Genomic DNA, 12,524 nt, shown 5'->3' on the forward strand with positions numbered 1-12,524 from the left:
ACGAATAAAACTTGTACTAATCACCTTAATAAATAACATTATGTTTACATTGTCAGCAAACAACATCGAACAATAAGGAAATACTATGCCCGCGCCGCTCGCCACGCAGTTAACCCAACGTTTCTTCCGCTACCTAGCAGTGACTAGCCAGAGCGCCCCTGAAGTTAACACTCTGCCAAGTACCCTCGGCCAACATGAGATGGCAAAAATGCTGGCCGAGGAATTACGCCAACTCGGTTTGAGCAATGTGATCATTGACGAGCATGCGACAGTCACCGCGGTGAAAAAAGGCAATGTTTCTGGTGCGCCACGAGTCGGTTTTATCACACATATTGATACCGTTGATGTCGGTCTATCGCCGGATATCCATCCACAAATTTTGCGTTTTTCCGGTGAAGATCTTTGCCTGAATACAGAGAAAAACATCTGGTTTCGCACCGCTGAACATCCAGAAATCAACGCTTATCCGGGGGAGGAGATTATTTTTAGCGACGGTACCAGCGTGTTAGGTGCGGATAACAAAGCGGCAATAACGGTGGTGATGACGTTGCTAGAAAACCTCACTGCTGAGCACAAACACGGGGATATCGTGGTGGCATTTGTACCAGACGAAGAGATTGGTTTGCGTGGTGCAAAAGCTCTGGATCTAACGCGTTTCGATGTCGATTTTGCCTGGACCATCGACTGCTGCGAATTGGGCGAAGTGGTGTATGAAAACTTTAATGCCGCCAGCGCCGAGCTGCGCTTTACCGGGGTAACCAGCCACCCAATGTCCTCCAAAGGCGTACTCGTGAACCCACTGTTGATGGCGATGGATTACATCAGTCACTTTGATCGCCAGCAAACCCCTGAACATACTGAAGAACGTGAAGGTTATATCTGGTTTAACAGCATACAGGCATCACAAAGCGAAGCACTGCTGAAGGCCGCTATCCGTGATTTCGATTTAGCGAAATTTGAGCAGCGCAAAAAACAGATTGGTGAAATCGCAGATAAGGTTGCCAAACAGTATCCGACGGCTCGTGTGGAGTATCACATCAGTGACACCTACAGCAATATCAGCAACGCCATTACCGATGACCGCCGGGCAATTGATTTGATTTTTGCCGCATTGGCCGAGTTAAACATTGAGCCCAAAGTCATTCCGATGCGCGGTGGGACAGACGGCGCAGCGCTGTCTGCCAAAGGATTATTAACGCCAAATTTCTTTACCGGTGCGCACAACTTCCATTCACAGTTTGAGTTTTTACCCATTAAGTCGTTCGAGGCATCTTATAATGTGGCTTTAACGCTTTGTTTATTGGCGGCTAAGTAGGGCAAGATTCAAATCCTCAAGCTTGTAGTGGAATACTAAATCTAGCCACCTGAACAGAGGTGATTATTCTCAAGAGGCGGGCTCAATGTACGATTCAGTGGGATTCAGTCAGGTGTATTTGGCTCTGGAAACCGGTAAAGCATAGCCTAACAGGCAATATCGAATAGAATTCGACACAAATGCCATATCGAAAGACGCATGTTCAAACGGCAGAAACAACAAAGACCGGGCTCATGGTAGATCCCGGTCTTTGGCTGATAAATATCCCCTTTACGGGCGGTTTCTTAGGTCATGTGTCAGAAATTAACGCGCAACCCTAAATTCCCCGTGAGAGGTGATTCAGTATATTCACTCTTACCATAACTGGCTTCGAGCCAAACCTGAGTCGATGGCGTAACGGCCACGCTAACGCCACCCGTGATTCTCCCGCCAGTGCCGGTGAAATCATTGGTAAATTCATGGGCATCGTTAATCTTGGTACTTTCACTTTTCACCAGTTCTTGGAGAAGTGCCGTCGTTGCGAAAGGTGTCACTACCATTTTGCCAGCTTGCAGACTCGCCGCGATCCGCAGGCCAGCCTCTCCACGCAGTGAACGACCTGCGCCAGTCTCCGCGGTCATACCGTTGCTCAGGGTGACTGAATCAGACTGGTTCTGCCATGCGTTCACCCCCAGATAAGGTGTCAGGCTAAGCATCTCAGACAACGAGAGCTGACGCCCACCTTCCAGCGACAAGCCATAGCCCCAAGTCTCCCAGTTGCCACTAGCACTCACACCGTCACTCATCTTCGCGGAGAGTTTGCTATCAAAGTGGTTCAACTGCAGGGTGCCATTGGCATACCAGCCGTCACCTGAATATAAAGTGGCGTATATCCCACCACCATAACTGGTGATGCGGCTATCACCGCCACGAGCATGTTTCACTTTGCCGTTGGAATGGCTGAGAAAAGCACCAGTGGCGAGTTCACCCACGCTAAGCGACGAGACTTTGTCCCCGCCGAGCATAAAACCGTTCTGTTCCAGACGATAGGCGGATTGCCACGCACCGTCTACATCATTGCGGTTATTCAAATAAGTGCCCCAGGCTCCAGATTTGTGGTTCTGCTGGATATCTACCACGCGGGATTGCAGACTGGTCAACTCACCTTCATGCATAAATATCGGTGCTGAGGCCATGCTGAGCAGAGCGTCGGTCGAAGCCGATGTCGTGCGACCAGAAGACGACCCGTTGCCACCGGTTTGCACCAGCTCCCAGTTGTCACCGTTTTGGATTAATTCATGCTGCCAGGCACCGATGTCCAACAAACCGCCATCCAGCGCAAACTTTGCATCCCCACCACCAGCACGAACCAGATTTAATGCATCACTGCTTGAAGCATCCAGCCCCGTCGCTGCGATATGCAATACGTGTTGCCCAGTTGCACTGTCGGTAATATCAAGCAAATCGGCACGCCAATTGTTGATATCAACGTTCATATAAAAGTGACCATTACCGAGGAGCGAACCAAGAGTCAGTGTGCGGTGGCCATCCTCCGATGGCGGAGCAAACTTCACCGCCCCGCCTTCCATCGTCATGGTTTTAATGTCGGAATCAGCGGTCATTTCATAAATAGAGGCATTGCCTAGGCTCAACGTCCGAACGTTGGTCATCCCACCACTGAGTACACTGCCGTTAGTGAGAGAAACATCAACAATTCCCCCCTCTTCAGCGCGCACATTACCTGCTGCGCTGCTGCCATTCAGAGACAGAGAAACATTTGAACGCGCATCCGCGACTAACAGTTCACCACTCTGCGAACCCGCATGGCTGCCGTTGCCAAGAGAAATATCATAGTTTCCGTGGGCGACGTCAAAAGCCGGTCCATCGATTGACCAGACGCGAGAGCTCAGCAGTTGGAGAGAATATCGGTCATTGCCAAAACTTTCTAAATAAAAACCGGCATTTCCTCCAGTCACTATGCTATCGCTGAATGCTCCGCTTGAACTACTGAGATATACGGCACCGACGGAATGGGAGTCTCCTCTATCATCGAAACTCCCCCGATTGATAATAAATCCGCCGTTAGACGCATAAAATTGACGAACACTGATATTTGATGCTGAGAGTGTGGGCGAATCAACACCACCACCAAATAGGATGAGTTGCTGTTCAATCACTGTATTCGTAATGTCAGCTTTACCGTCTATGAATGCACTCCCGGTAATAGTGGTACTATCAATATTAGCGGTACCACCTTCCCACACGGTTAAATTACCATTCACTTTTGTACCATCATTCATAGCAAGATGGCTGCCACTCGCGACATCAATACTTCCGGTTGTGGCTCCATTTGCGGTGAGCGTCGATTTATTTTCAACGCTATACTCCTCATCAACCGGAGAATTACCATCAATAAGTGTGTCTTTTTCAATAATGGTGACTGCATTAGCCGCGCTCCCCCATCCGAGTAAAGCGATCAGAACAGCCTGTCTGATAAGGCTATAATTGTACGTTGTTTTCATTAATTCCCCGTGAAGTAAAAATAGTGCAATACCTAGGGTTACTATCGGGGGAAATCAAAATGACTAAAATTTAATATCTAAGTAAATAGAAATAAAAAAGTGAAAACAAAAAGATAGGAAATACAGGCCGTTTTTTGCTAAAAGCGGCCGATAAATAACGCGTTAACTAAGCTTTCGATTCTAACGGCTGTATGAGTTCACGTTTTTTGATAAGACGCCGGAGCCAATCGCATTCCCAGTAGCGTAATCACACAAATGATCGCACCAGCATAAAACGTGGAAGCCGCACCCCATGTTTCCCACAAAATACCGGCCCCCACGCTAGCCATCAGCAGTGCCACTCCACTCATCAGGTTAAATACCCCAAATGCCGTGCCGCGTAAATCTGCTGGTGAGGTATTCGCGATCATGGCGGCTAGCAGGCCTTGCGTCATCCCCATGTGGATACCCCACAGTGCCACACCGAACAACAATCCCACCCAATGGGTGCTGAGGGCAAGTACGATATCCGCCAGAATCAGCACCACCAGACCGGCCTGCAACATACCGCGGTGACTCATGCGGTCGGAGAGTTTCCCAAAAGGATACGCCGATGCCGCATACAGCAGGTTCATTGCGACCATGACCAATGGGATCAAGGCCAGGGGGATATCCATTTGTTGTGCTCGCAGTACGAGAAAAGCCTCACTGAAACGGGCGAGAGTGAAAATGGCCCCCAACCCGACAACCCACCAATAAGTTCGCCCTAACCTGACCAGATTTTCCTTTTTAATTGGATTACTGCGTTTATGTTCAACAGGGGATCTCGGTTCTTTAAGCCCAAAGAACAGTAAAATAATGGCCAATACCCCTGGGATCACCGCGACCCAGAAAATCGCCCGAAAATCATCGTGCCATAACAGCATCAGACCGACAGCCAGCAATGGCCCCAAAAATGCACCGACGGTATCCAGTGACTGGCGTAACCCATAAGCAGCACCGCGGATCTCAGGTGGGGTGACATCAGCCACCAGAGCGTCACGAGGTGCTCCACGAATCCCTTTGCCCACGCGGTCAATCATGCGGGCGCCAAAGACCCAACCTGAGCTGGACGCCATCGCAAACAAAGGTTTACTCAACGCACCCAGCCCGTATCCCAACAGGGCTAACCCCTTTCGCTTCCCTAAATAATCACTGAGTACACCGGAGAAGACCTTGATGATTAATGCCGTCGCTTCAGCGAGGCCTTCTATTAAACCAATGATGATGACACTCACTCCCAATGTGGTGGCCATGAACAACGGCAGCAAGCTATGGATCATTTCTGAAGACACATCCATCAACATACTGACACCACCCAACACCCAAACACCTTTAGGGATACGAGCTAATGTAGAAAACCGTGAAAACATGAGCCAACTCCAACACTGACGAGCATGATTGTAATCAATGGGCTATTAAATCAATCCTGAGAGCGTTTGGTAAGCTCCAAAAGAAAATAATTCTCAATTACATAGAGATGAAAACTGTGTCACTCAGGCATCGATCGCGCTCGATAGATTTGCCGATCGGCAGACTCTTGCGGAGATGTTGCATGCAATACCGCGCATGGAACAGCGAGATGTGGTTGTTTCAGGTTATTACCGAGTATCATCCCCTAGCACAAAAGGATAAAAGTCGGCTTGAAAATGCCACGCTAAGCGATCAGGAAATACAAGTCCAAGTGGTCGATAGCGATTGGTAGGATATCAACTTAGCGGCGTTCGATGCTTTATTAGTTGTCGAAAATCTGGACTGCTTTTATCAGCTGTCCCAATTTGGGCTTCCTACTAAAAACTTCCACTCACCGCTGATCATTTATCCTACAGTAAAGGCTCATCAACACAGAGATAGCTTCAAGTATGAATAACATACTACAAGTGATAAGGAAAGAAACTGTTCCTTTCCTTATCACCAGATAATTAATAATATAACATGGAGTTATTATATGTTATTCAAATATAATCACAAGATAATTCCGCGAACCTTCCCCAAACCTATAACCGATTTGAATGCCATTTACAGAAACCTCTAATAATATATATTAACCACGAAGTGCAGCCAATAGAAACACAGTTTCAAACATAGCCAAATCACAACACATAAGAACATACACTTTATGAAGCAAGGGGATTCAAGAAAAAAATGATATTCCTAAAGAAATTGACTCTATAATCAATAAAAGAAAAAGAGCTGTTAATAGAAACCAATATTTATACCCTGCGACGTTAGCATCTAATCCCATGCATTTGTTTTTTTTTGAATTGCTTTCTTCCTGTTTACTTAATACATGAACCTGGGCTACATTCATATTCTCTGACTCGCTCACATCTCCGTCTATGCACTCAACGATTACATCATCAGCCAAGGAAAAGCCTTTACGCCTGATAGTAACAATAATATCGTCGGTCAATCCGACTAACTTTAGTGATTTTCTCAGTATAGATATATTCTGGTAGAAGGTATTTTCAGCCACACATGAGCCATTAGACCTCCAAACCGTCTCCAGAAAGTCATCCCTTGAAATAACTCGATTTCTGTTCTCAAGTAAGAACTTCAAACATCGACTGGCTGGGAGGTTAAGATTGACTTTTTGATCTCCCTCACCGATATATGCCAGCTTACTTTCTTGCGGAAAGTATAGAACCTCTCTATTTATAATATAATACATACCCACTGGTTTAGTCATTCACAATGCATCCTTTCCTAAAATTCACATCATATTCACTACCATTATATCAACTAGTACGATGTCAGATCATAACCGTCTGGAAATGCCATTTAACCATATAGTGATATTAGATGTAAGAAAAAAACAACATAATTCACATACAGCACATATATGTTTCATGCATAACCAACATTCATATGAGCCTCTCAAACATGAATACTTCTGCATGAGAAACAATTCACTTTTAGATTTAGCTGTCAGTCAGTATTCTTCCCTGACAAAAAAAGTGGCAACGTCTATATATTATTGATGATCTAGATCTACTATTGATCTAGATCATCTTTTTTTTAAAAATATTATTATGGAATCTGAAAAATAACTTCGTCTATGAACAAAAATATTCATTAATATTATCTTTGTCCACCTTCAATATTTATTGCTGATGGTGCAGTCAGAAAAACCGATACCACTCTCTATTGGAGTGGTCGCTGAAATACTTAATGATGAATAAGCCAAAGCGCCACTAATCATTTAACAATGCAGTAAAATATCATACAGCAGCAGAAAAACATTACATTAAAATATATTAAAAATCATAAAATAAATAACAGTGATATAGCCAAAGGAATAACCAACGCGCAATGACGTTTGCTATCGAATAATACCAGATGATTAAAACAGTTATTTTTAATGAATAGCTGTTTTACCATGGCTATACATATGTGTGGCCTTTATCCTCCCTATTAAAAAGGGAATTTCTCTACAACTATGGAGTTTTATCAATGAAAGAATTATCTGTTATCGAAATGAATGATGTTTCAGGTGCCTATAGCTGGAACTTTTCTTCCATCACAAGTGCTGTTACGAGTGTTGTCAGTAACACGTTTGAAGCTGGAGCTTCTATTGCATTAGGTGCTGCTGCCGGAGGCGCTGTTGGTTCTATTATTGGTGGTGCTCACGGTGGTGACGGTGGTGGCTTGCTTGGTGTTGGTTCTATTGGGCAGGGTGTTGGCATGTTATATGGTTTGGCAGCTGGGGTTGTCATTGGTGGTGTAGCAGGTGGTTTGGTTGGTTGGGACACAACTTATAATGTTTCCGTCGGCTTTGCAGATGGCATGATCTCTGGCGATTTGGTTCTTTGGTAAGCATCTCTACTAATAAATAAAACAAAGGTCTGGTATGCCAGACCTTTTCCCTATTAAATTAATAATGTGATAATTATGAGCCGTAAGCTTTATCGTAAGGAAGCGATTGATTATAAGAAATACCATTGGAAAGGTAAGGCATTGCTACTTGCGGGGTTACCCGCATGGCTTATTACTTCACTTGCTTTTATATTTATAGCAATATTCCTTCTTGTTCTGATCTTCTGTCACTATACACAACGTATTGATGTGCGTGGTGAAGTCATTACCCTGCCTCATTCAATTAATGTTTTTGCCCCTCAGCAAGGATTCGTGATAAAAAAATGGGTGAATGTAGGTGATCATGTTAAGAAAGGCGATATTTTATATGAGTTGGATATTTCACGTAGTACCAGCAATGGCAATGTCAGTGATACCACCGCAACGACGATTAATGAGAAAATTTCTAATGCCAATGAAATCATTGATAATCTCATGCATAACAAACAAGAGACACTGGAAGCATTAAATATACAACAAGAAAATCTCACTACTTCCCTTAAAGAAACAGCACAAATGCAGGAAACCTCTTTGAAGGGGTTAAGAAAAATGCGTGAGTCACTGGCAAACTATGATAGCTATCTGCGCAGAGGGTTGATTAATAAAGAGCAATATAATTATCAACACTCTCTTTTCTTTCAACAACAAAGCAGTTATCAATCTCTTGCCAGCCAGAAAATGCAGCTAGAATCTCAGCTCACTCAGCTGAGAAGTGACAGAGTGGTAAAGTCTGCTGATTTCGACAATCAAATATCCAGTAATAAAAATCAGATCAACGATTTTAAAAATCAGCTTATCGAGTCTAACGCCAGCGGAAATTTGGTGATTAAGGCAACAACGGGGGGAAGCGTTGAGTCTCTCACGGTGACATCTGGCCAAATGGTAGACAAAGGAAGCAGTCTTGCACAGATAAAACCCATCGGAGATGTAAAGTATTATCTAGTGCTGTGGCTACCCAATAATAGCCTGCCTTATGTCAGCCCAGGAGATCCGATCAATATTCGTTACGACGCCTTTCCTGCAAGTAAATTTGGCCAATTCCCCGGTGTCATTTCTTCGATATCTTCCGTTCCGGCTACCCGACAAGAAATGGCAGAATACAATAATGTCAATAGCAATATGAACCAACCAGAATCTGCTTTATATAAAACCATTGTGGCAATAAAACAAAAAACCTTTACCTACAATGGGAAAAATTTATCACTCTCTAATGGTCTTAAAGCTCAGGCTATTGTTTTCCTTGAGGAACGGCCGCTTTATATGTGGATGTTCACCCCCTTCTATAACATTACACAGAGCGTAAATGGGCCGATTAATGAATAATGCATTGTTTAAAACCATTACTGACAACCTCAACTTCTCTTTAAAGAAGAAAATTCCGGTTATCATACAATCTGAAGCTACCGAATGTGGTATTGCCTGTCTGGCAATGATTTGTGGTTATTATGGACTGAATATTGATCTATTCAATTTCCGTCAGCGTTTTGGCTCAAGTACACAGGGAGCAACACTACTTTCACTGACGAAAATCGCTGAACAGGCCAATTTAAAGAGCCGAGCCCTGTCACTCGACCTAAATGAACTCAATCAGCTTAAGCTGCCCTGCATACTGCACTGGGGTATGAATCACTATGTTGTGCTGGTGAAAATTCGTAAATCTAGTTTTGTCGTTCATGACCCGGCGATGGGCAAACGAATTATCGGCATTCAGGAGATGTCGAACCATTTTACTGGTGTAGCACTCGAATTATGGGCAGATAGTCATTTCCAGCAGGAAACCGCCAAAAGCCGCTTACGGCTGATGGATCTAATGAAAAACATCGTTGGATTAAAAGCGGCCTTACTGAAGATTTTCGCGCTATCCGTCGTCATTGAGAGTATCAACCTGTTAATGCCTGTTGGCACACAACTCGTGACAGACCATGTGATTATTGCTCATGATCACAGCCTGCTGGCCGTTATCTGCATTGGGTTGGTCATGTTTACCTTGTTCCGTACGTTTGTCAGCATGCTACGTGCCTGGACCTCTTTAACGCTTAATACGCTAACCAATATTCAATGGAAAACAACACTATTTGATCATTTACTCAGTCTACCCCTGTCATTTTTTGAGAAACGTCATTTGGGGGATATTCAGTCACGTTTTTCCTCACTAGATACCATCCGTTCTACTTTTACTAACAGTATTGTCACCGGATTGATCGACAGCATTATGACCGTAGGTTTACTGATCATGATGACGTTATATGGGGGTTGGTTGGTATGGGTGGTGGTGGCATTTACACTTTGCTACGCCTTAATGCGCCTAGCAACTTACCGTTTCTATCGTCGTGTCGCAGAGGAACAAGTCATCAAAGGGGCTCGTTCTGGTTCGCATTTTATGGAATCACTGTACGGCATCTCGACCATCAAGGCGTTAAATTTGAAAGAACGACGCTCTCAGCATTGGTTGAATACCAATATTGACGCTTGTAACGCGGGCATTAAACAAACTCGCTTCGATATGCTGTATGGCGGCGTTAACGCGTTTATTACCAGTATGGATCAAGTCATCATTCTTTGGTTAGGTGCCATGATGGTTATCGATAACACTATGACGCTCGGGATGTTTATGGCATTCAATGCTTATCGTGGGCAATTTTCCCAACGAGCATCAAGTCTTATCGATCTCGCGATGCAATTACGCATGTTATCCCTTCATAATGAACGTTTGTCAGAAATTGTGTTCTCTGAACCGGAAGTTGATCAACCGATTCGGCGTATTTTTGAAGCCAATAAAGGAGTCTCACTAGAATTAAGAGGACTAGAATACCAGTATGATTCTTTTTCTCGCCCTATTTTCTCAGGCCTGAACCTCAGGATCCTTCCAGGGGAATCAGTAGCAATCGTAGGCCCATCAGGTGTCGGGAAGACGACTTTATTAAAGATCATGTGTGGTTTGCTGCACACCACAAAAGGTGATGTCATTGTCGATGGATTGGATATAACTAAAATTGGCCTGAATAACTACCGGCTCAATACTGCCTGCGTATTACAGGAAGATCGTCTATTTTCAGGTTCAATTGCCGATAATATCTGTTGCTTTGAAGAGAACGCGGACGAAGAAAGAATGATTGAATGTGCCAGACACTGCAATATCCATGAAGAAATCATGATGATGCCAATGGGTTATGAATCCGTTGTGGGTGAGTTAGGGCTGGGCATTTCTGGTGGTCAAAAGCAGCGTATTTTAATCGCCCGTGCATTGTACCGCCAACCCAGCATTTTATTTATGGACGAGGCAACCAGTCACTTGGATTTGGCAAATGAGTCCTATATTAACCAGTCTATTTCAACACTCAACATCACTCGTATTATTGTTGCACACCGTCCATCTACTATAGCCTCAGCAGATCGCATTATTGATCTCTCGCAGTATTGTGAAAAAAATATGAGAGAAGTTAACTATCAAGGAAGCAATAATGATTAACACTATAAAAGGCATCAATAGCGCACTCATCCTTCATGAGGATAAATTCTTTGCATTGTGTTTGAAAGTTAAAAATGCTGAAAACCAAGAGATGTGTTTTTATCTTCAGGTCCCAGTACTCAAAGATCTTCTACTCACTTTGGCCAGTCGTCTGAAAATCTGTCTTCAGCAGGAACTGAATGAAAATACAGCCATTGAGCAAGAAAGCAATCAATTGATAAATAATGCTCCGTTAATCCATGAAACAGAACTACAACGACCAGAGCCCTTACGGCGGGTAGGTTCCATCATGATGGAACCGAATATTGATAGCTACACCGTCCATTTTATTATGCAAAGCGAACAGATTAATAGCTTGTTGTTCCAAAACACCCAAGTTAAATTCATCTTACAGCTAATAGTGAAAACACTAAACAACGTGAACTCCACTGACCTCATCACCTTTTTGACATCGACTTTAGATTACCTTCCCTTATATGATGTTGAGTTCAAAGATAATGGGCACCTTCAATATGACCAATACCCTCAAGAACCTTGGAAACAGAAATTATTTACCTCGTATATAAAACTAACCTACGAATATAAAAAAGAAAACAATAAAAACGCCTACTTTGGTGCCATTATAAAGACCAGTTTACCACCTAAATCTCCTGAGATAGAACATATCGCCAAGTGCATTGTACAATTTAGTAACAGGCTGTGCGCATATAAAGAGCTACCCTACATAATTCATAGTGATATTATTCCTGCACCAGCAGGAACCATACTAACGATAAAAGAGTGTCTTTATTCATTTAAAAACCTCAAGTTTGACACAGAAGAAAAGTAAAAATAGGTCATGCATGATGATCAACGATTGCGGTCGCTGATCCGGGCAAACCAGTCGATAATAGCTTGACTGATCTCGGTTGGGCTATCTTCCTGCAAAAAATGTAATCCTTTTACTGTCACTTCCTGCTGGTTAGGGAAAGTACGGCATATCGCACGCAAAGATGGCGCGGCGTGCATAACAGGGCTGACAGAAATCACTTTAACGTTCTCCAGAGTGATCCGGTAATACTCCCCCCCTGCCCTGTGTCGTTGATATGGTAGAACCTGAACTCAGCAGAGTTGAGCGTCTGACCAGTAGCCGCAGCTTTGAAAAGATACGGACTGGAACTATCAAGCTCTTTGGTGAACTGGAAAGGTGAATGCTGACGAGTACCAGTGACTTACCCTGTCATTGGATCAGTAGGGATAGTTAAGCTATGGTGCAATCCTCGTAGCTTGATGCTCCCTTCACGTTCTTGCACATCGGAAGAACCGCACCACCGTCATCGGTCAAAAATAAATGTACTGGTACAGCCATTTATAAAGCTCCTTGCCT

The 12,524-nt window shown here is 43.8% G+C and carries 9 protein-coding genes and 1 pseudogene; 5 read left to right on the forward strand and 5 right to left on the reverse strand.

The window, feature by feature from the left end; genetic code table 11:
* The first annotated feature begins 85 nt into the window (after positions 1-85).
* Positions 86-1,315: a peptidase T gene (pepT, locus tag AC3ISQ_RS16290; protein ID WP_489348169.1), complete on the forward strand. Its 1,230-nt coding sequence runs from the start codon at positions 86-88 to the stop codon at positions 1,313-1,315.
* Between the two features lie 296 nt (positions 1,316-1,611).
* Here pepT and AC3ISQ_RS16295 read toward each other — a convergent pair whose 3' ends face one another.
* The 3 genes from AC3ISQ_RS16295 to AC3ISQ_RS16305 all read right to left on the reverse strand — a co-directional run bounded on the left by AC3ISQ_RS16295 (position 1,612) and on the right by AC3ISQ_RS16305 (position 6,523).
* A complete protein-coding gene (locus AC3ISQ_RS16295; RefSeq protein WP_489348171.1) occupies positions 1,612-3,816 on the reverse strand; it encodes an autotransporter outer membrane beta-barrel domain-containing protein in 2,205 nt (734 codons plus the stop codon).
* Positions 3,817-4,013: 197 nt separating this feature from the next.
* On the reverse strand, positions 4,014-5,207 hold the full coding sequence (locus AC3ISQ_RS16300; RefSeq protein WP_489348173.1) for an MFS transporter: 1,194 nt from the start codon (positions 5,205-5,207) through the stop codon (positions 4,014-4,016).
* 761 nt (positions 5,208-5,968) lie between these two features.
* A complete protein-coding gene (locus tag AC3ISQ_RS16305) occupies positions 5,969-6,523 on the reverse strand; it encodes a winged helix-turn-helix domain-containing protein (RefSeq protein ID WP_489348175.1) in 555 nt (184 codons plus the stop codon).
* Positions 6,524-7,287: 764 nt separating this feature from the next.
* On the opposite strand from AC3ISQ_RS16305, the gene AC3ISQ_RS16310 reads away from it, so the two are divergent.
* The 4 genes from AC3ISQ_RS16310 (at position 7,288) to yjeJ (ending at position 11,987) form a co-directional block, all read left to right on the forward strand.
* On the forward strand, positions 7,288-7,650 hold the full coding sequence (locus AC3ISQ_RS16310; protein ID WP_489348177.1) for a hypothetical protein: 363 nt from the start codon (positions 7,288-7,290) through the stop codon (positions 7,648-7,650).
* 75 nt (positions 7,651-7,725) lie between these two features.
* Positions 7,726-9,012: an HlyD family secretion protein gene (locus tag AC3ISQ_RS16315; RefSeq protein ID WP_489348179.1), complete on the forward strand. Its 1,287-nt coding sequence runs from the start codon at positions 7,726-7,728 to the stop codon at positions 9,010-9,012.
* Positions 9,005-11,158, forward strand: coding sequence for a peptidase domain-containing ABC transporter (locus AC3ISQ_RS16320; RefSeq protein WP_489348181.1), 2,154 nt, complete (start codon positions 9,005-9,007; stop codon positions 11,156-11,158). The genes AC3ISQ_RS16315 and AC3ISQ_RS16320 overlap by 8 nt, the downstream gene beginning before the upstream one ends.
* Positions 11,151-11,987 carry a YjeJ family protein gene (gene yjeJ / locus AC3ISQ_RS16325; protein WP_489348183.1) on the forward strand — a complete coding sequence of 279 codons (837 nt, stop codon included), beginning with the start codon at positions 11,151-11,153 and terminating at the stop codon, positions 11,985-11,987. The genes AC3ISQ_RS16320 and yjeJ overlap by 8 nt, the downstream gene beginning before the upstream one ends.
* 20 nt (positions 11,988-12,007) lie before the next feature.
* Here yjeJ and AC3ISQ_RS16330 read toward each other — a convergent pair whose 3' ends face one another.
* Both AC3ISQ_RS16330 and AC3ISQ_RS16335 read right to left on the reverse strand, forming a co-directional pair.
* Positions 12,008-12,187: a hypothetical protein gene (locus AC3ISQ_RS16330; protein ID WP_489353452.1), complete on the reverse strand. Its 180-nt coding sequence runs from the start codon at positions 12,185-12,187 to the stop codon at positions 12,008-12,010.
* A pseudogene (locus AC3ISQ_RS16335) lies at positions 12,161-12,506 on the reverse strand (Hcp family type VI secretion system effector); the annotation flags it as partial. The gene AC3ISQ_RS16330 and the pseudogene AC3ISQ_RS16335, both read right to left, overlap by 27 nt.
* Positions 12,507-12,524 lie beyond the last annotated feature (18 nt).

This window comes from Serratia sp. KH_031, from assembly GCF_057839655.1.

Excerpts from the sequence above, each read along its gene's own strand:
- pepT (WP_489348169.1), top strand. The coding sequence starts at position 86 with ATGCCCGCGCCGCTCGCCACGCAGTTAACCCAACGTTTCTTCCGCTAC.
- AC3ISQ_RS16295 (WP_489348171.1), bottom strand. The coding sequence starts at position 3,816 with ATGAAAACAACGTACAATTATAGCCTTATCAGACAGGCTGTTCTGATC.
- AC3ISQ_RS16300 (WP_489348173.1), bottom strand. The coding sequence starts at position 5,207 with ATGTTTTCACGGTTTTCTACATTAGCTCGTATCCCTAAAGGTGTTTGG.
- AC3ISQ_RS16305 (WP_489348175.1), bottom strand. The coding sequence starts at position 6,523 with ATGACTAAACCAGTGGGTATGTATTATATTATAAATAGAGAGGTTCTA.
- AC3ISQ_RS16310 (WP_489348177.1), top strand. The coding sequence starts at position 7,288 with ATGAAAGAATTATCTGTTATCGAAATGAATGATGTTTCAGGTGCCTAT.
- AC3ISQ_RS16315 (WP_489348179.1), top strand. The coding sequence starts at position 7,726 with ATGAGCCGTAAGCTTTATCGTAAGGAAGCGATTGATTATAAGAAATAC.
- AC3ISQ_RS16320 (WP_489348181.1), top strand. The coding sequence starts at position 9,005 with ATGAATAATGCATTGTTTAAAACCATTACTGACAACCTCAACTTCTCT.
- yjeJ (WP_489348183.1), top strand. The coding sequence starts at position 11,151 with ATGATTAACACTATAAAAGGCATCAATAGCGCACTCATCCTTCATGAG.